The organism is Sorangium aterium, assembly GCF_028368935.1.
In the GTDB taxonomy this organism is placed as follows: Bacteria; Myxococcota_A; Polyangia; order Polyangiales; family Polyangiaceae; genus Sorangium; species Sorangium atrum.
The window spans coordinates 3,899,963-3,917,687 of the sequence record NZ_JAQNDK010000001.1; the positions used below are offsets into that span (position 1 = coordinate 3,899,963).

Here is a 17,725-nt window from a genome sequence, read left to right on the forward strand (position 1 = left end):
CCTCCCCGATGCGCGACGCGCGACCCGCGCCGCTCGCGGGCCTTCCCAGCGGTAACGTCATGGAACCGGCTCGTCAAGCCGCCGGCCTCGTGCGTGGAGGGAAGCGACGGGCCTGACTCGGTCGTGGCTGGGGGCCGGCAAAAGGAGCAGCGCGAGCGGCTCCGGCGCCATCACCCGTCGAGGACTTCGCTCAGAGCGGGCCGCCGGCCGCGAACGCAAAATCGATGTGCACGTGCTCGTCGTGTCGCCACCACACCGGGCCGAGTGGGATCGCCCCTGCGAGGGAGCCCAGCTTGCGGCCCGCGGGGCTCGCGAGCAGCAGCGGCACGTACTCAGGCGCGAGGAAGATCCGCTGGATCCGGAGCTTCCTTGGCCTGGCCTTCTCGTCCAGCGCCGACAGGAGCCGCGCGAGATCGTCGAAATCGATCATCAGCTCGCCCCACCGGCCCTGCGCGTCGAACTCGAGGCCATAACCGAGCTTGTTCCAGGGATAGGTCGACACGTCCGCGGGCCGCCCCGCGCCGTCGCGCAGCGGGACGAAGATATCGACGCTGAGCCCGTTCTGGTGCGTGCGGTGCGGCCAGAACCGACCGCCATCGCGGTGGCCCGTCTCCCCGACGACGAAGCGCCGCCCTGGCCTGGCGGCCGCGCACGCGGCGAACGCCTCCTCCAGCGCGCCGCGAACGGCGCCGTGCACGTACTGGCGCCCGAGGCTGGCGCCCAGGTAGGAGTAGGTCACGTAGCCGGGCCCCGAGGGGCGGATCGGATGCCCGTGCAGCAGCCGGCCGCGCGCCGAACCGCCGACGCTCTCGGACGGCACCGCGCCGTCGAGCCATACGCGGCCGTGCGCCACGACGACGGGCGCGACGAGCAGGAGACCGGCGGCGACCGCGAGTCGCTTCCACGCCCGACGAGACGCGCTCGTCGCGCGCGGAGCCACAGCGGGCGGCGCGCCCCGAAGGACCTGGAAGAGCTTCACCCCGTTCGCCTTCTTAGAAGATCGCTCGCGTCGTTCAAGCGAGAAATGAACCATCAAGGCCGCCGAGAGGACATGCCGCCCTTGGCGTCCCTGGCGCCTTGGCAGCTCACCATTGGCATCTTTCAGGCAGCTTCGACTTCATTTGTGGGATCGGGAGGTCATCGCGTCAAAAAGAGACGCGACCGACCGACCGCGCGCCCTGGCCCTGTGCAAGACTGCGCGCCGATGCCGTACGATCATCTCCTCGGGCGCGTGGTGACCCTGCCGGTGCGGCGGTTCGGCCCGCCGGGCGCCTTCCTCTCGGCCGATCCGGACGACCTTCGCCCGGACGCGCCGGTGCTCCTCTTGCCGCGCAGCGAGGTGCCCGAGGGCGCCAGGGAGGGAGACGCGCTCGAGGTCTTCGTGTACCTCGACTCGGAGGATCGCCCCATCGCCACGACGCGCCGGCCGAAGGTCACGCTTGGCGAGGTCGCCTTTCTGGCGGTCACCGACGTCGCGCCCTTCGGCGCCTTCGTCGACTGGGGCTTGCCCAAGGAGCTGCTCATCCCCCGCGCGGAGCAGACCCGCGACCCGCGGGTCGGCGAGCGGCACCCGGTGGGGCTGCTCGTGGACAGGACCGGGCGCCTCGCGGGGACGATGCGCGTGAGCGAGATGCTGCGCGACGAGGGCGAGTTCGATCTCGACGAGTGGGTCGAGGGCGAGGCGTGGCGCAACGAGCCGGGGATCGGCCTCTTCGTCATCGTCGAGCGCAGGTTCGTCGGCCTGCTCCCCGCCGACGAGCCGCACGCGCTCTCCCGCGGCCAGGCGGCGCGGTTCCGCGTGGCGAGCGTGCTGCCCGACGGGAGGATCGAGCTCTCGCTCCGCGGTCACGCGCACGAGGAGGTCGAGAACGACGCCCAGGGGATCCTCGCGCGGCTCTCGCGCCCGGGCGCGCCGAGGGTCGGCGATCGCTCGAGTCCGGAGGAGATCCGGGCGCTCTTCGGCCTGAGCAAGAAGGCGTTCAAGCGAGCCGTCGGCCGCCTGCTGAAGGAGCGCGCCGTGGCGATCGACGGCGAGGGGTTCCTCGTCAAGAACGCGCGCTGAGCCGGGCGGAAGTCGGAAGGCGACGCGACGCCCCGCGGCGGACGCCGTGTCAGGAGCGCCGCGCGGGCGACGCTACCTATCCCTCGCGCACCGGGCGCCGATGCCGTAGTAGCGCTCGGCGGGTTTGCTTGGAAGGCGCTCGGACGCCATCAGGCGATCCGGATCGTCCTCGAACGATCCGCCGTGGATGACGCGATCGCCGGTATCGGTCAGGTTCGCGCAGTTGTCGCAGTGATCGATGTCCCCGCTCGAGATCGTATAGCTGTTGCTGTACCCGTCCAGCGTCCACTCCCACAGGCTCCCCGCCAGGTCCGCCTGCCCCCACCGTCCGTCTCCTCCCTCGCTCGATCCCGCGCCGACCGTCAGGATGTCGCCTATCGTGCACGGGCCGCCTGACGATTCCGTGGCCCCGTAGCAGCCGAAGACCGCGTGGTTATCGACGAACGTGTCGCCCCAGGGATACGTGCGCTCCTCGTCGCCGCCGGCCGCTGCGTAGTGCCATTCGGCCTCGGTTGGCAGGCGCCCGCCGTCCCACGCACAGAAGGCCATCGCCTCGTGCCATGTGATGCAGTTCATGGGGCGGCGCTCGTCGTCGTCCGAGCCGACGCTGTCGGTCCACGTCGAGCAGGGGTCCCCGATAGCACTGCATGTGTCGACGCCGGGAGGGGTGCACTTCTTCAGCTCCGCCATCAGCATCGCCTTGTTCGGCTGGAGGTACTGCTTGAAGCTGGTCTGCCATCCGCTGTCCAACAGCGTCGGGTGCCGTCCGGCGTTCACCGCCGGAGGGCTCTCCTGCGTTCCTTTCCCCGCCTCGACGAACTCGCGGAACCGGCCGACGGTGATCTCGTAGGTATCCAGCCAGAAGTCGTTGACGAACGCCTTCTTCTGCGCGCTGGAGCCCGTCGCCTCAACATGGTTCCTCGTGTAGCGCCTCGTGTGCCGGCCGCCGTCCACCAGCTTGCTGTCGCAGCAGCTGATCTGGTCCGGTCCGCACCGCGTCTCCAGGTCCCGGCAGCTCGGGGCCGACGCGACCGGACCGCCCCCGGCGCCCGCGCCGCCGCCCCCGGCCGCAGCGCCCTCTCCGCCGCTCCCGGTCGCCGTCTCACCGCCGCTCCCGGCCGCAGCGCCCTCTCCGCCGCTCCCGGCCGCAGCGCCCTCTCCGCTGCTCCCGGCTGCCGTCTCACCGCCGCTCCCGGCCGTCGTGCCCTCTCCGCCGCGCGTGTACCGTCCCCAGTCTGCTCCGATGAGGTCCGAGCATCCGGCGGCGACGAGCGCTCCCACCCCGCCGATCCAACCAGCTTTCGCCCAGGTTCCACCCATGACCCGACAGCGTCACCCCCTTCGTTCACCGCTGTCAAGCCGCCCCGGGCCGGCCGGCTGCATCGAGGGATCTCCTCTCCGCAGCTCGGCCGGCGGTCGCATCGCAACGCGGGGGCTACTCGAGCAGGCTGCGCAGCATCCAGGCGGTCTTCTCGTGGACCTGCAGGCGCTGGGTGATCAGATCGCAGGTGGGCTGATCGTTGGCGTTCTCGGCCACGGGGAAGAGCTCACGCGCCGTGCGCGCGACCGTCTCGTGGCCCTCGACGAGGCGCTTGATCATGTCCGTGGCCTTGGGGACGCCGTCGTCCTCCTTGATGGTCGAGAGCGCGACGAACTGCTTGTAGGTCCCCGGCGCGGGGAGGCCGAGGGCCCGGATGCGCTCGGCGACCAGGTCCACGGCGAGCGCCAGCTCGTTGTACTGCTGCTCGAACATGAGGTGGAGCGTCTGGAACATGGGCCCCGTGACGTTCCAGTGGAAGTTGTGGGTCTTCAGATAGAGCGTGTACGTGTCCGCGAGGACGCGTCCCAGCCCGGCGCCGATCAGCTCGCGGTTCTTCGCATCGATTCCGATATTGATCTCCATCATCGCTCCTCTCGTAGATCGTGTGCTCTTCGCTCGCTGGACCGAATCCGGCGCCGGGAGCGCCCTCCGTGCCCAGTCGTGACGGGCCGCCAACGTTCGTCCTCGCCGTCGCCGCGTCAATCGGGTCATCCCCTGCCCTCTTCCCATAGGAGGACGCCAGCGGGGCAGACCCGCACAGGAGACGGGCCCAGATCGGCGTTTTCGGTGCTCAGCGTACGTGAGTCTCAGGATTGATCATATTTCCCCCACCTCCCTCGCGGCGCTCCAGCCCTGAACGAGGGTGAGGAGCTGCTCGTAGCCACGGCCCAAGGTCTGCCAGCCGGGCTCGCCGTTTCGCCGGAGGTGTCCGCCGAGCGCGGCGATCGCCAGGAAGGCATCGCGGGCCGTGGCGTTCTCGGGCAGGGGCTTGCGCGCGAAGACCCGCAGCACCGCGAGCTGGGTGGGCGTGAGCACGGCGGTCGCGGGCTGCTCCGGAGCGCGCCGAGCCTCGCTGCGCAGCAGCAATAGCTGCCAGGCGATGGGCGCGAAGAGCGCCAGCACGTTGCGCAAGCCGTGCAGGTCCTCGATCTGGCGCTTCTCGTAGGCGCACCCGGTCTTCAGGGCCTTGAAGAATTCCTCCACCATCCAGCGCGCCCGGTACCAGTCGACCAGCTGCGTCAGCTGCTCGCCGGACTCGACCGGCTCGTTGGTGAGCAGCACCCACTCGACCGGCGCTTCGCCCGGCGGCGGCTCGAGCTCCCAGACACGCACGACCTGAAGCGAGAGTGTCGCCGGCAGCTCACGCGGCTGCGATCTGGGTCGTCGCAGCGTCACGCGCGTGCTGCCAAGGGCGAGCTTCGCCAGGCGTCCGGCACGGGTGGGATGCAGGCGTTTCTGTTGAGGGCTACGGTTGCCCGCCGGCCGTGGGGAAAGCTCTACCTCGCGCACAGCGACCGCTTGAACTTGCGCGAGCGCGTGCTCGAGTTTCGCCTCCTCTCCGAGGGCGGCGGCCTCGACGAGGCGATTGTGTGCCAGCCGGATCACGAACCGATGCCCTGCGCCCAGCAGCTGCGCGAACAGGCCGTAGTCGTCGCCCTCGCGGTCCATGACATGCACCAAGGCGTGCGGAGCACAGCCCAGGGCAGCGACCTGTTCCACCTGCTCTCCCCAGCGGTCGTGCTCGTTGCCCGTCGTGTCCTCGTCGCGCACGTGCGTGCTCAGAGCGAGCACGCCGAGCGGGCGACGCACCCCATCGCCGCTGACGGCCAAGGTGAAGTGGGCGAAGAACGTCTGCCCCGAGGAGCGCAGCCGGCCGAGCCCCTGCCGCTGGCCGTCCGAGCGGAAGGAGAGGGTCGTGGTGTCATGGATGGCGAGCACGACCGGCTCGGCCTCCATGCGCGCGAGGGTGGCGCGCACATGCGGAGCCAGGATCGCCGCGGGTGTGACGGCGTCGTTGCCGAAGAAACGGTACGCAGCCTCCAGCTCGCTGTCGGACAGCAGCGAGGGGAAGCTCTTGTCCGGCGCCTGCGCCAGCTTTTGCACCAGCTTGCTCTGGCGCTTCGAAAGCCGCACATCGCCGAAGGGCGCGTCGCTCATCTCCTCGGCGAGTGCGGCCGCGTTCTCTGCTGCGGGTGAACCCATCCGCAGCTTTGATCACGTCGCCCAGCACACATCAAGCGAGATGTGTAGGATCCTGAGACTCTTGTACGCCGAGCACCGAAAACGTCGAGATGGGCCCGTCTCCGAAGCGGGTCTGCCCCTCACCTAGGCTTCGCCGATGCTTCGCATCGACATTACCTCGATGGGGCGCAGGCCGAGCAGCGCATAGGCCTGCTCCCAGCGCTGGTCCGCCGCCACGTCGAACAGGATCCGCTCGTCGAGGGCCACGGGCAGCCACGCGCCCCCGGCGATCTCTCGCTCCAGCTGGCCGGGCCCCCAGCCGCTGTAACCGAGGAGCACCGTCCTGCGCCGCGGGTCGTCCGCGGCGGCCGTGCCACGCACCGCGTCGGCCGCGAGCGTGTCGAACGCGCTCCGGGACGACGTGACCCGCACCCGGGAGCCCACCGGGATCACGCCCGTCTCCTCGGCCCCGAGCGCCGGATCGAGGCACAGGATCCACCCCGAGCTCGGCTGGACCGGCCCGCCGAGGTAAACCGGCGCCGGGTCCTTCAGGTCGTTGCCATAACCCGCGAACGACAGGAGCTCCCCCAGCGTCATCGGCGCTGGCCTGTTCACAACGAACCCCAGCGCCCCGCCCTCGCTGTGCACCGCCAAGAGCACGACCGTCCGGTCGAAGTTCGGATCGCCGAGCGGCGGCGACGCGATGAGGAACCCTGGGGCCAGCACGCTCGCTTCGCTGTTCATCGGCGATCCTCCCTGGCAACGGTCAACCGGTCACTGCGTCCCGCACGAACCCGTCCGCCGCGGCGGGGGCTGGACGGGAGGTCGCCCCCACCTTACTCCGGTGTGCCGTGACAGGCGATTGGGATCTCCCTCCAGCGCCGGTGCGGCGGGTATAGTGGACCCATGTACACCGTCGGCGTCCGCGATCACATCATGGTGGCCCACAGCCTCAAGGGCGTGCAGTTCGGCCCTGCGCAGCGCCTGCACGGCGCGACGTACACGGTCAGCGTGGAGGTGGAGCGCGAGGAGCTCTCGCCCCTCGGCCAGGTGGTCGAGACGAGCGCGCTGCGGGATGGCCTGCGCGCCGTGCTCGCCGAGATCGACTACCGGAACCTCGACGAGCACCCCGCGTTCGAGGGCAAGCGCTCGACGCCGGAGCTCATCGCGCGCTACATCCACCGCGAGCTCGGCCGCAAGCTCCCGGTGAGCGCCGGAAGCGCCCTCACGATCACGCTGCACGAGTCCCCCCTCGTCTGGGTGCGCTACCGCGCGCCGCTCCGGGGCGCCTCGGTCATGCCGACCGAGCTGGCCTGATCGCCGGCCATCTCCGCTTGGCACGCGGCCCTGCCCGCGGCAAAAGAGCGCGCCGATGACCGAGCCGGTCCGCACAGCGCCGATCGCCCTGAGCTTCCAGGGCGGCACCCTCCGCATCGAAGGCCTCGCCCCGCGCCCTGCGCTCGCGGCTGCGCCTGCGATCGACAGCAGCGCGCTGCCATCGAGCGCGGACGAGCCCGACGGCGGCGACGCGGGCGATCCCGCCGAGGGCGCGCCGCTCGACCCCGCGTGCCTGCCCGCGTCCTGCCGCTGGGACGCGCGCGAGCGGGTCTACCGCGTGCCGGCGATCGACTACGCCGAGCTCGTCCTGAGGCTCCGCGCCCGCGGCGTCCCGTTCACCGACGGCGCCCGCAAGTACGAGGCGCTCCCGCTCGCGCCGCTCGCCAAGCACGACCCGTTCCCCTACCAGCGCGAGGCGCTCGACGCCTGGGCCGGGCGGCGCAGCCGGGGCGTTGTCGTGCTCCCGACGGGCGCGGGCAAGACGTTCGTCGCGACGCTCGCGATCGCCGCGCGGCAGCGCAGCACGCTCGTGGTCGTCCCCACCCTGGATCTCCTGAACCAGTGGTACGACGGGCTCTCCGCCGCGTTCGGCGTCCCGATCGGCCTGCTCGGCGGCGGTTATCACGACGTCCTCGACCTGACGGTGACCACCTACGACTCCGCGCACGCCCACATGGACCGGCTCGGCGCCCGCTTCGGCCTCGTGATCTTCGACGAGTGCCACCACCTGCCGAGCCCGTCGTACGCGCTCGCCGCGAAGATGTGCCTCGCGCCCTTCCGCCTCGGCCTCACCGCCACGCCCGAGCGCGCCGACGGCCGGGGCTACGACGATCTCATCGGCCCGATCGTCTTCCGCCGGGAGATCACCGAGCTCTCCGGGCAGTACCTCGCGGCCTACGACGTCGTCCGGCTCGAGGTGCCGCTCTCGGACGACGAGCGCGCCGCGTACGAGGCGGCGCGCGCCGTGTACATCGGCTTTCTGCGCGCCAACGGCATCCGCATGCCCGAGGGGTGGGGCCAGTTCATCCTGCTGAGCTCGCAGTCCGACGCCGGCCGCCGCGCCTTCGAGGCGTACCGCCGCCAGCGCAGCCTCGCGCTGTGCGCGCCCGGCAAGATCGACGTCCTCGCCCGGCTGCTCCACGCCCACCGCGCCGATCGGACCCTGGTCTTCACCGAGGACAACGCCACGGTCTACCAGATCTCGCGGCAGTTCCTGCTGCCTGCGATCACCCACCAGACCAAGGTGAAGGAGCGCAGCGCCATCCTCGACGCCTTCAACCGCGGCGCGCTGTCGGCGGTCGTCACCTCGAAGGTGCTGAACGAGGGGGTCAACGTGCCCGAGGCCAACGTGGCGATCGTCCTGTCGGGCAGCGGCTCGGTGCGGGAGCACGTCCAGCGGCTCGGCCGCATCCTGCGCCGGAGCGAGAACAAGACGGCGATCCTCTACGAGCTCGTGGCCCTCGGCACGAGCGAGCAGCGGGTGAGCGACAAGCGCCGGGAGCACGTTGCTTACCAGTGACCTCGTCCGCGTCCGCCGCCGGGGCGGGATGGTCGTGCCGCAGTACCTCCGCGGGGCGGCCGCCGAGCGCCTGCTGCCGGTCGCGCGGGCGTACCTCGACATCCTCTCGCAGCGCGTCGGCGAGCGCCGCGACGACGTCGAGGCCGCGCTCGACGCCATCGAGGTGCCCGCGCGGGATCGCGTGGCCTCGCTCGGCCTGAGGAAGGTGCTCGAGGACGGCTGCGAGTACGAGGTGCAGGAGGGCGTCGATCCCGAGGCGCTCCGGCGCGAGCTGTTCCACGCGGCGGCGGCGGCGCACCGCGCCCTCGACGTCCGCGCCCGCTTCGATCGCGCCGCCGTGCTCGACGAGGTGGCCGCCCGGCTCGGCACGACGCCCGCCGCGATCGAGGCGGGCCTGTACGCCGACCTGCGCGGCGCCGAGATCCTCCGGCGCGCGGCCGCGGACGCGCCCGAGATCCTGCTGGATCGGTACAACCTGGCGCTGGCGCAGTCGATCCTCCTCCGGGCGACGCAGGTGACGATCCGCATCGAGGGGGAGAGCGCCCAGCGGTACCGGCGGATCTTCCGGGCGGCGCGCTTCCACGGGCTCATCCACGTGGTCCAGGGCGATCCGGTCTCCGGCTACACGATCGCGCTCGACGGCCCGTTCAGCCTGTTCGACGCGGTGCAGCGGTATGGCCTGCGGCTCGCGATGTTCCTGCCGTCGGTGCTCTCGTGCGCCTCGTTCCGGCTGCGGGCCGACCTGCGCTGGGGGCGCGACAAGGAGCCGCTCGCGGTCGAGATCGGCCCGGCGGACGGCCTCCTGTACCATGGGCGCGAGCTCGCGGAGACGACACCCGAGCTGGACGCGTTCTGCGAGGGGTTCAGGAAGCTCGGGTCGCCCTGGACCGTGTCGCCGAACGAGCGGCTGTTCGCGCTGCCCGGGGAGGTGGTGTGCGTCCCCGATCTGGTGTTCCTGAACGCGGAGACCGGGGAGGAGGTGTACCTCGAGGCGTTCGGGTTCTGGAGCCGGGACGCGGTGTGGCGGCGCGTCGAGCTGATCCGGAAGGGGTTTCCGGCGAGGATCCTGCTCGCGGTCGGCAAGCAGCTCCGCGTGAGCGAGGAGGTGCTGGGCGACGACGAAGCCGGGGAGATCTATGTCTACCGGGCGACGATGTCGCCGCGCGCGGTGCTGGCCCGGCTGGACGGGAAGCGCGGGGGGGCGTGAGCCGCTGGGGAGGGCCATCCGACGCCCGCGACGCCCGCGACGCCCGCGGCGCTCACGGCTCCACGGTCGCGTACGCCGGCGTCCACGCCCGCTTCCCGTCCGGCCGCGTGATCCGCGCCCGCACGTACCGCTCCCCGCCGCGGAGCCGGTACGTCGCCCGGCCCTCCGTGGGCTGCTGCCGCTCCAGCACGCGCCCGCCCCGCCCGACGAACTCGACGACCGCGCCCGCCGCCACCGGCCAGACCGAGAACGCGTCCCCGGCGATCGCGATCCTCCGCAGCCTCGCCCCGGACGACGCGTAGAGCCGTCCCCCGGCGAGCGCGCTGCAGATCGCGGCGCGCGACGCCTCCCGCGAGAACACCTCGATGAACCCGCGGCCGGGCCCCGCGGGCGGCGCGCCCGATCCGGCCATGAGCTGGTGCAGATCGTCCACCGCGACGCCGACGATCCCCCCTCCCGCGGCGCCGCGCACCGTCAGCACCGCGTCCCATAGCGCCTCGTGCGATGGGCGCGTCGCGTCGCCGTCCGTGTACACATACGGGTGCCCGCTGTGGATCTCCAGGAGCTCCGCCGCAGGCGCCGCCAGGAGGTCGCCGGCCGATAACGTCCAGTCGAAATTCGGGTGATTGATGAGCGCCACACCCCCCTCCGCCCACACACGGCCGATCGCCCACTTCAGCGCCTCCCCCTTGGTCAGGAAGGCGCCCCCGCCGATCGTCGCGCGCGTACAGAGCGCGTTCACGTGCACGGGCTTCCCCTCTGCCCACATCGTGACCTCCTCGCCGGGGATCACGACGAAATTCGACGCCGACGAGGGATCCTGGAACATCGCAGGATCGACGCGCTGGTTGTGGTCTGTCAGCGCCACGAAGGAATACCCGTTCTCGCGGTACCAGCGGACGACGTCTCGCGGCTCGCTGTCCCCGTCGCTCAGGGACGTGTGCGTGTGGATGTTTCCGCGCTGGAACACCTCCACGTCGAGCGCCTTCTCGAAGTGCGGGCGGCCCGGCGGTCCGCGCCCTCCGGGAGCAGAGCCCGAATCGTGCGAGGCGCGCTCCGCCCTGCCGGCAAGCGCGAGGAGCGCCGCCGCGCCGATGAACAGGAGAGCACTCCAGCGTCCGCGCATGTTCATTGCGATGACATGGAGAGTATACAGAACGCCAGGGCCGCGACCAATTCGCAGAGAGCACGCCCGCACCTCCGCCGCCGCGCGTTACCTCTCCCGCGCTCCGGCGCGCGCGCGCGCGCGCCCGTCTCCTCTTCAATTTTTAATTGCCCCGGTCCACCGCCGTCCGGCGGCATACTGCTCCCGTGACGCCCCCCCTCCTCGCGCTCGTCATGATCGTCAAGGACGAGGCCCCCTCCATCCGCGAGACCCTCGCCTCCGCCAGGCCCCACGTCGACCGATTCACCGTCCTCGACACCGGCTCCACCGACGGCACACAGGCCCTGGTGCGCTCCGCCATGGCCGGTGTCCCCGGCGACCTCGTCGAGGAGCCCTTCATCGACTTCGGCGCGACGCGCAGCCGCGCCCTCGATCTGGCCGGCGACGCGGCCGTGTTCACCCTCATGCTGAGCGGCGACGAGCGCCTCGTCGCGGGCGACGCGCTCCGTCGCTTCTGCGAGGAGCGCCGCGACGCGTCGGGCCCGGGGCACGGCGCCTACCACGTCCGCGTACGCTATGGCGATTCCGTCTATGACTCCGCCCGGCTCGCCCGCGCCTCGGCCGGGTGGCGCTACGTCGGCGCCACCCACGAGGTGCTCTCCAAGGAAGGCGAGCCGCCCCCCTCGATCCGCGTCCCCGACGCCCACATCATCCACGACCTCTCTCGCCGCGACGCCGCCGCCCAGACCCGGAGATGGCAGCGCGACCTGGAGCTGCTCTCCGCCGCGCTGGCCCGATCCCCCCGCGACGCCCGCGCCGCCTTCTACCTCGCGCAGACGCTGGAGTGCCTCGGCCGGCACGCGGAGGCGTTCGAGGCCTACGAGCGGCGCGCCGCGCTCGGCGGCTGGCAGGAGGAGGTCTACGAATCGCTGTTCCGCATGGCGCGCACCGCCGCCGCGCTCGGGCGCCCCTGGCCCGAGGTGCAGCAGCGCTACCTCGACGCCCACGCCCACAGCCCGCACCGCGCCGAGCCGCTCTTCGCCGTCGCCTGGCACTGGTACGGGCAGCGGCGCTGGCCGCTGACGTACCTCTTCGCCTCCCGCGGCGCCGCCCTCCCCTTCCCCGCCCAGGCCACCCTCTTCGTGGACGCCGAGGTCTACGAGCACAAGCTGCTCGACCTCGTCGCCACCAGCGCGTTCCACGTCGGCGAGCTCGCCGCCGGCGAGGCGGCGCTGCGCAAGGCCCTCGCGCGCCGCCCCGGCGATCCGCGCCTGCTCAGGAACCTCGCGTTCTACGCGCCTGCGAAGAGGCGCTGACGCGCCGCGCTCGCCGCCGCTCAGGCGCCGTCGTTGTCCTTCCTGATCCAGCCCTTGCGGCGATAGTACGTGAGCAGCCCGACGACGCTCGCCAGCATCAGGCACCATACGAGCGGATAGCCGTAATACCAGTCGAGCTCCGGCATGTTGTACGGCGAGCTCTCGTGGTGGAAGTTCATCCCGTAGATGCCTGCAATGGCGGTCACCGGGAGGAAGATCGTCGAGATGATCGTGAGCACCTTCATGATCTCGTTCATCCGGTTCGACATCCCGGAGAGGTGGAGATCCATGAGGCCCGAGCTGAGCTCGCGGTAGGTCTCGACCATGTCCATCAGCTGCACCGCGTGATCGTACGTGTCGCGCAGGTAGAGCCGCGTGTCCTTGGCGATCATCGGGTTGTCCTCGCGGAGCAGCGCGTTGACGAGATCGCGCTGCGGCCAGATGGCGCGCCGGAGCGTGAGCAGATCCCGCTTCAGATCGTGGATCGGCTTCGACATCCGGCGCCTCGCGTCGATCACCTCGACCTCCAGGTCCTCGATGTGCTCACCGAGCCGCTCGAGCACCGGGAAGAAGCCGTCGACCACCGCGTCGAGCAGCGCGTACGCCAGGTAATCGGCGCCCCGCTCCCGGATCGAGCCCCGGCCGGTGCGGATTCGCTCCCGCACGGCCTCCATGACGTCCCAGTCGGCCTCTTCCTGCACCGTCAGGACGAAGCTCTTGCCGACCAGGATGGCCAGCTGCTCGGTGCGCAGCACGCAGCGCTCGTTGACCTGCACCATCCGCGCGATGATGAGGACGTGCTCGCCGCCGTAGACGTCCGCCTTCGGCCGCTGGGGCACGTTGACCATGTCCTCCAGCGCGAGCGGGTGGACACGGAAGATCTCGCCCAGCCGCTCGAAGGTCCCCTTGTGCCCGAGCCCCCGGACATCGACCCACGTGATGGAGGGCCGGTCGTCCGTGAGGTAGGGGATGCACTCGTCGACGCGCTGAATCTCCTTCTCGGACACGACCTCGGCGTCGTAGTCGATGACGAAGATCTTCGGCCGCTGCGTTTCCTCGATGACGAGCGTCCCGGGCGGCGACGCCGGCGGCGGCTCGTGCACGAGCCGGGCGCGCCTGGGCCGCAGCGTCGTCCGGTCGAGGTCGGCCCTCTCCTGGACCCAGGAGGCGCGCGGCTGCGGCGCGCTGCTGCGCCGCGATTCGGGGGGTAGCGTGGAGCTCGTCACGGGGGCGTGATGGTAGACCAAGATCCCGCGGCATCGAGCGCGGGATGACGCGCGGAAGCGAGCGCGCTCTCGCGCTCGCTCCGCGGCGCCGGGTGGCGTATGCTGATGGGGCCGCGGAGGGGAGTTGCTGGTCGGGCCGCGGCGGGGAACGGGCGCTCGCAGGGCCGCCTCTTCCTCCCTGTCCCTGCTGGCCGGGGCAGCGCGCGACGCGCGCCGGCCTGCGCCTCGCGCCGCAGCGCGCCCTGCCCTTCCGGATGCCCATGGGAACGACCCTCGACATCGCGATCGGCCTCGTCAGCGTCTTCTTCCTGCTCAGCGTCCTCTGCTCGGCCATCCACGAGGCGCTCGCCGGCGTGCTCCGGCTGCGCGCGCTCAACCTGGCGCAGAGCATCGAGATCATGCTGGCCGATAGCGAGCTCGACGCGCACGTGAAGCGGTCGCCCGGCGCCGCCGACACCGCCGCCCCCAGGAGCCCCCCGCTGGAGCACGTCATGAAGCGCGTGGCGCGGGTCGCTGTCGTGTTCGTGCGCACCCGGGTGATGCCGGGACCGCACCCGAGCCCGCTCGCGGAGAGGCTCCGCGAGCACCCGCTGATCAAGGATCTCAAGTACGGCTGGGTAGGGCCGTCCTACATCCCGTCGCACGCGTTCGTGGCCGCGCTCATCGACACCCTGCGGCAGGTCCCCTGGCCCGACAGCGCCGCGGCGCCGCCCTCGCAGGCCGGCGCCGCCGCCGCGCCTTCGCCGAGCGGCGCCGGCGCCACGCCTTCGCCGACGAGCGACGCCGCTTCCGCGCCTTCGCAGCAGGCGAGCGACGGCGTCCCGCCGCCGCAGGCGAGCGCCTCCGCGCCTCTGCCGGGCGAGATCGCGGCGGCGCCGAGCCGCGACGAGGACCCGCTCGACGAGCTGAAGCACATCCTCCGGAGCATGCCGCCGAAGAGCGATCTCCGGCGCGCCCTCACAACGATCGTCGACTCCACGGTCAAGGACATGCGCGAGGCCAACATCCGGCTGGAGCGCTGGTTCAATGACGCCATGGACCGGGCCGCCGGCCGGTACAAGCGCCGCGCGCAGCTGATCATCAGCGCGACGGCGCTCGTCCTGTGCGTCGGGTTCAACGCCGACAGCATCCGCCTCGCGGGCGCGCTCTCGCGCGACGCGGTGGTGCGCGCCCGGCTGATCGCGGCGGCGCAGGAGATAGCGAAGTCGCCGCCCCGCGCCGCGCCCCAGGCCGGCGGCGTCGACCAGAACGAGGACATCATGTCCGCGATCGCCGAGGCCAGCGGCGCTCGCTCCCGGCTCACCGGGCTCGACGTCGAGATCACCTGGGGCGTGAAGGCCCCCGAGCACACGAGCGTTCCGAAGCTCTGGAACGCGATCGCGGCGATCCTCGGCCAGGGCATCGTCGGCTGGATCCGCGGGGTGCTCGACAGGCTCCTGACCCCCGGCATCCTCATCACCGCGGCCGCTGCCTCCCTCGGCGCGCCGTTCTGGTTCGATCTGCTCAACAAGCTCGTGAACCTCAGGACCGTCGGCAAGAGCCCCGAGCCTTACGAGCCCCCCAAGGGCGCCGGACCGGACAGCAGCGTGACCCGGTGACCCTGCGCGACGCTCGAGGGGACGACACGCCCGGTCGTCCTACCACGACGCTGGGTACTCATCGTGGGTCGGAAGCCCTCCGCTGGCGCACCCCCACGGCGCTCTGGATGCCCAGAAGATGTGATCCGTCGGCGAGATGGGCGGCGCCGTATCCAGCGACCCCGCCGGGACGACCATGATCTTGCCGCCCCGCCTCAGGCGCGGGACGGGACACCCGCAATGGCTGCAAAACCACTTCCCGAAGCTCTTCGCCGTGGGCAGCTCATAGCGTGTGATGGCCTCTTCCCCTGACAGCCATCGGAGCTGGCCGGGATCGACGGCCAGATTCGTGCCGTGGCCCGCGCCCGTGCTTTTGCGACAGCGCGAGCAATGGCAATGGGCCATCAACTGGAACGGCGGGTCGACCTCGAATGTCACCGCCCCGCAAAGGCAACCCCCGTGAATGCTGGACTCGCTCATCTGCTCTCTCCAGGCGCCTGACGCCGCGATTGAATGGGACGCTCAGCCTATCCGATCTGGCGGGCGAGGATCGAGCTCGGTTCGCCCGGCGCGCCCGGAACACGACGCCGTGGCCGCCCCGACACGCGCCACGGCCGATCCTTGGGCCAGCAGAGGCATTTCGCCCGTGCCTCCGAGCTGGTACGCAGGCTGCTAGATCCAGGGGACCGGACCATGAAGAGACTGAGCGCTTGCTTTCTGCTGGGGATTCTCGTTGGCTGTCAGAAATCCGAGGAGGCCGGCCTGCCGGCGGCGAGCTCGGGACCGAGCGCCGGATCGAGCGCGCCGGCGGCGGCCGCCGCGGAGACAGCGTCGCCGGCCGCTGCGGAAGCAGCCTCGTCGGCCGCCGCGCCCGCGGCTGCGGCGCCCACCGAGCCGGCTCCGCCGTCGGCTGCGCCGGCGCCTTCTGGTGCGCCGGCGTCCTTCAAGGACGGCCGGAGCGAGCCGATCGCAGCGGCCGTCGGCCTCGGCTGCGAAGCGAAGAGCCTCGACGGCTGGCTCGAGCTGCTTTGCCGGAAGAAGAACGGGACCGGAGGGCACCCGGTTCGCGCGGTGCTCCACGATCCGAGCGCGGAGGCTGCAGCCGAAAAGCCGAGCGAGCCCGCGGCGGCCGCCGACGCCGGCGAGGATCCCGACGCGGGCCCGTCGAACGAGGTCCTCGCCGACGAGCGCGGCGAGCTCCGGCTCGTCGCGCCGTTCCGGGCCGAAGCCAAGCAGAGCGTCACGCTGGAGTGGACCGACACGCGCTACGAGCTCCAGATCGACGGGACGACCGCGAAGCTCGACTGGGCCGGCTCCGTGGTGTCGCACCGGCGCGCTTGCCAGGAGCTCCTCGATCAGAACCGAGCGCGCATCTCCGACGCGCAGAAGCTCGAAGGGCCCGAGAAGGTCTCGACGGCCGAGGCGACGCGCCTGCCGAAATTCGGGGTCTGCCAGCCGGCGGGGCTCGGCTCCTGGGCGCTGTCGCTGACGCGATTCGCGGGCGCCGGCGAGGGCGCGGCGCGGGCGCTCGCCTTCGACATCGAGGTTGTGCGGATCGACCTCGAAGGCAAGCGCTCCGCGGCGCCGCTGGGAACGATCGAGGTCGCGCCCGGTGGACTCGCGATCTCCGCGTTGAACGTGTATGACTTCGACGACGACGGCAACGACGAGCTCATCGTCCCCTACGAGCTCAACGCGCTTGCCGCGGGCGCGAAGCCGGCGGCGCCGAGCCCGGTCTGGACGTTCTCGAACGGAGCGGTGTCCGCCTATGCGAAGGCCCCGAGCGTCTCCGGCGGCCTCGGCATCGAGCACCTCGATCACGACATGCGGCCCGACATCGGGAGCTACGGTCCCTTCGTCGCGTGGCTCGGCGCGGACTGCGGCGTGAAGAGCTGCCCGTCGCGTGTGACCGGGCCGAAGTTCTATTTCCACTCGGTGCAGGACGGCTCGTTTTCAGCGACCGACGCCAGCGCGACCGCGGCGCTCGGCCGCGCGTGCGGCAAGAAGCCCGCGGCGATCGTCGTGACGGCCGGCAGCGGCGTGAACGTCGCTCAGACGGCGAAGAACCTCGTCTGCGCGCGCGCGCTGGGAGCCACGCGGGAGGCGATCGAGGGCGAGCTCGCGGCCAAGCGCGCGGACCTCTGCAGCGGCGCGGCGACCTGCGCGCTGTCGAGCACCTTCGAGGCCTGGCTCGACGCGGCGCTCCCGGCTGAGCTGGGGAGCGCCGTGAAGCCGTGAAGGATGCAGGTCTTTCGAGGCCGCGGCGCACGGCGACCCGGGCCGTCATCCGCCGTCCTTCTCCGTGAAGCCGAGCACGTGCATGCCGAACGAGGTCGCGAGGAGGATCGCCGCCTCGAGCGGGATGCGGGCGCCCTTCACGTTGTTCTTCGCCGGATCGATGAACAGATCCTGGGCTCGAGGGAACTGCGCGTTTCGAAGGTCGCAGTTTTCGAAGCGCGTCCCCGCGAAGCGGCACTCCTCGAACACGGCCCCGGCGAGGTCTGTCGCGGCGAACACCGATTCGGTGATCGCGCACCGCTCGAAGCGCGTTTTGCGCAGCGCGAGCGAATCCATGATAACATAACGCAAGTCGCAATCCTCGAACGACACGTCGGGGAATTTCGCGATGTTCGTCCAGTCGACGCCCATCAGCTTGCAGGAGTTGAACGCGACGCCGCGGAGCGAGAGCATGGTGAGGTCGGCCTTGGTCAGATCGCAGCTCTCGAAGACACAGTTCTCGAGCCGAACGCGCGTCCAGCGGCTCTCGCCGAGCTTCGAACGCCGGAACACACAGCCGCAGAAATCTCGGCCGCTCAGGTCCGCTCGTTCCAGGGTGAGCCCATCGAACGTCTCACCGTCAAAGGAGTCCTTCC

At 71.3% G+C, this 17,725-nt stretch carries 16 protein-coding genes; 7 read left to right on the forward strand and 9 right to left on the reverse strand.

The annotated features are described in order from the left end of the window. Positions 1 to 190 precede the first annotated feature (190 nt). Positions 191 to 979 (reverse strand): penicillin-insensitive murein endopeptidase, encoded by a 789-nt coding sequence (locus POL72_RS14430; RefSeq protein WP_272095799.1) that lies wholly within the window; start codon positions 977 to 979, stop codon positions 191 to 193. A gap of 225 nt (positions 980 to 1,204) precedes the next feature. Here POL72_RS14430 and POL72_RS14435 point away from each other — a divergent pair, with 225 nt between their 5' ends. Next, positions 1,205 to 2,062, forward strand: coding sequence for a CvfB family protein (locus POL72_RS14435; protein ID WP_272095800.1), 858 nt, complete (start codon positions 1,205 to 1,207; stop codon positions 2,060 to 2,062). A 72-nt stretch (positions 2,063 to 2,134) separates the two neighbouring features. On the opposite strand, the gene POL72_RS14440 is transcribed toward POL72_RS14435, so the two are convergent. The 4 genes from POL72_RS14440 to POL72_RS14455 all read right to left on the reverse strand — a co-directional run bounded on the left by POL72_RS14440 (position 2,135) and on the right by POL72_RS14455 (position 6,308). After that, complete coding sequence (locus POL72_RS14440; RefSeq protein WP_272095802.1) at positions 2,135 to 3,343, reverse strand: formylglycine-generating enzyme family protein; 1,209 nt, start codon at positions 3,341 to 3,343, stop codon at positions 2,135 to 2,137. Between the two features lie 154 nt (positions 3,344 to 3,497). Beyond that, positions 3,498 to 3,968 (reverse strand): Dps family protein, encoded by a 471-nt coding sequence (locus POL72_RS14445; RefSeq protein ID WP_012239415.1) that lies wholly within the window; start codon positions 3,966 to 3,968, stop codon positions 3,498 to 3,500. Between the two features lie 231 nt (positions 3,969 to 4,199). After that, a complete protein-coding gene (locus POL72_RS14450; RefSeq protein ID WP_272093452.1) occupies positions 4,200 to 5,585 on the reverse strand; it encodes an IS4 family transposase in 1,386 nt (461 codons plus the stop codon). A gap of 123 nt (positions 5,586 to 5,708) precedes the next feature. Next, entirely contained in the window at positions 5,709 to 6,308 is a 600-nt protein-coding gene (locus POL72_RS14455; protein ID WP_272095804.1) for a YqgE/AlgH family protein, read from the reverse strand. 162 nt (positions 6,309 to 6,470) lie between these two features. On the opposite strand from POL72_RS14455, the gene POL72_RS14460 reads away from it, so the two are divergent. Genes POL72_RS14460 through POL72_RS14470 form a run of 3 tightly spaced genes read left to right on the forward strand, consistent with a single transcriptional unit; the run spans position 6,471 to position 9,628 of the window. Further along, complete coding sequence (locus tag POL72_RS14460; protein ID WP_272095805.1) at positions 6,471 to 6,881, forward strand: 6-pyruvoyl trahydropterin synthase family protein; 411 nt, start codon at positions 6,471 to 6,473, stop codon at positions 6,879 to 6,881. A gap of 55 nt (positions 6,882 to 6,936) precedes the next feature. Next, positions 6,937 to 8,421, forward strand: coding sequence for a DEAD/DEAH box helicase (locus POL72_RS14465; RefSeq protein ID WP_272095806.1), 1,485 nt, complete (start codon positions 6,937 to 6,939; stop codon positions 8,419 to 8,421). Next, the gene (locus POL72_RS14470) at positions 8,408 to 9,628 is read left to right on the forward strand and encodes a DUF790 family protein (protein ID WP_272095807.1); all 1,221 of its coding nucleotides are present in this window, start codon (positions 8,408 to 8,410) and stop codon (positions 9,626 to 9,628) included. The genes POL72_RS14465 and POL72_RS14470 overlap by 14 nt, the downstream gene beginning before the upstream one ends. Positions 9,629 to 9,680: 52 nt before the next feature. Here POL72_RS14470 and POL72_RS14475 read toward each other — a convergent pair whose 3' ends face one another. Then, on the reverse strand, positions 9,681 to 10,760 hold the full coding sequence (locus POL72_RS14475) for a hypothetical protein (RefSeq protein ID WP_272095808.1): 1,080 nt from the start codon (positions 10,758 to 10,760) through the stop codon (positions 9,681 to 9,683). Positions 10,761 to 10,939: 179 nt separating this feature from the next. Between POL72_RS14475 and POL72_RS14480 the strand changes: the two genes are divergently transcribed. Continuing rightward, positions 10,940 to 12,049 carry a hypothetical protein gene (locus tag POL72_RS14480; RefSeq protein ID WP_272095809.1) on the forward strand — a complete coding sequence of 370 codons (1,110 nt, stop codon included), beginning with the start codon at positions 10,940 to 10,942 and terminating at the stop codon, positions 12,047 to 12,049. A gap of 20 nt (positions 12,050 to 12,069) precedes the next feature. Here the strand turns inward: POL72_RS14480 and corA are convergent, their stop codons facing one another. Further along, positions 12,070 to 13,275 (reverse strand): magnesium/cobalt transporter CorA, encoded by a 1,206-nt coding sequence (corA, locus tag POL72_RS14485; protein WP_272095810.1) that lies wholly within the window; start codon positions 13,273 to 13,275, stop codon positions 12,070 to 12,072. A 260-nt stretch (positions 13,276 to 13,535) separates the two neighbouring features. Here corA and POL72_RS14490 point away from each other — a divergent pair, with 260 nt between their 5' ends. After that, positions 13,536 to 14,873 (forward strand): hypothetical protein, encoded by a 1,338-nt coding sequence (locus POL72_RS14490; RefSeq protein WP_272095811.1) that lies wholly within the window; start codon positions 13,536 to 13,538, stop codon positions 14,871 to 14,873. A gap of 39 nt (positions 14,874 to 14,912) precedes the next feature. Here POL72_RS14490 and POL72_RS14495 read toward each other — a convergent pair whose 3' ends face one another. Then, on the reverse strand, positions 14,913 to 15,332 hold the full coding sequence (locus POL72_RS14495; RefSeq protein ID WP_307730557.1) for a GFA family protein: 420 nt from the start codon (positions 15,330 to 15,332) through the stop codon (positions 14,913 to 14,915). Between the two features lie 213 nt (positions 15,333 to 15,545). Between POL72_RS14495 and POL72_RS14500 the strand changes: the two genes are divergently transcribed. After that, positions 15,546 to 17,090: a hypothetical protein gene (locus tag POL72_RS14500; RefSeq protein WP_272095812.1), complete on the forward strand. Its 1,545-nt coding sequence runs from the start codon at positions 15,546 to 15,548 to the stop codon at positions 17,088 to 17,090. A gap of 45 nt (positions 17,091 to 17,135) precedes the next feature. Here the strand turns inward: POL72_RS14500 and POL72_RS14505 are convergent, their stop codons facing one another. Further along, complete coding sequence (locus POL72_RS14505) at positions 17,136 to 17,642, reverse strand: pentapeptide repeat-containing protein (RefSeq protein ID WP_373372174.1); 507 nt, start codon at positions 17,640 to 17,642, stop codon at positions 17,136 to 17,138. Between the last annotated feature and the right edge of the window lie 83 nt (positions 17,643 to 17,725).

Coding starts and splice junctions, on each gene's coding strand:
- POL72_RS14435 (WP_272095800.1), top strand. CDS start 1,205: ATGCCGTACGATCATCTCCTCGGGCGCGTGGTGACCCTGCCGGTGCGG.
- POL72_RS14445 (WP_012239415.1), bottom strand. CDS start 3,968: ATGATGGAGATCAATATCGGAATCGATGCGAAGAACCGCGAGCTGATC.
- POL72_RS14450 (WP_272093452.1), bottom strand. CDS start 5,585: ATGGGTTCACCCGCAGCAGAGAACGCGGCCGCACTCGCCGAGGAGATG.
- POL72_RS14455 (WP_272095804.1), bottom strand. CDS start 6,308: ATGAACAGCGAAGCGAGCGTGCTGGCCCCAGGGTTCCTCATCGCGTCG.
- POL72_RS14460 (WP_272095805.1), top strand. CDS start 6,471: ATGTACACCGTCGGCGTCCGCGATCACATCATGGTGGCCCACAGCCTC.
- POL72_RS14465 (WP_272095806.1), top strand. CDS start 6,937: ATGACCGAGCCGGTCCGCACAGCGCCGATCGCCCTGAGCTTCCAGGGC.
- POL72_RS14475 (WP_272095808.1), bottom strand. CDS start 10,760: ATGAACATGCGCGGACGCTGGAGTGCTCTCCTGTTCATCGGCGCGGCG.
- POL72_RS14490 (WP_272095811.1), top strand. CDS start 13,536: ATGGGAACGACCCTCGACATCGCGATCGGCCTCGTCAGCGTCTTCTTC.
- POL72_RS14495 (WP_307730557.1), bottom strand. CDS start 15,332: ATGAGCGAGTCCAGCATTCACGGGGGTTGCCTTTGCGGGGCGGTGACA.
- POL72_RS14500 (WP_272095812.1), top strand. CDS start 15,546: ATGAAGAGACTGAGCGCTTGCTTTCTGCTGGGGATTCTCGTTGGCTGT.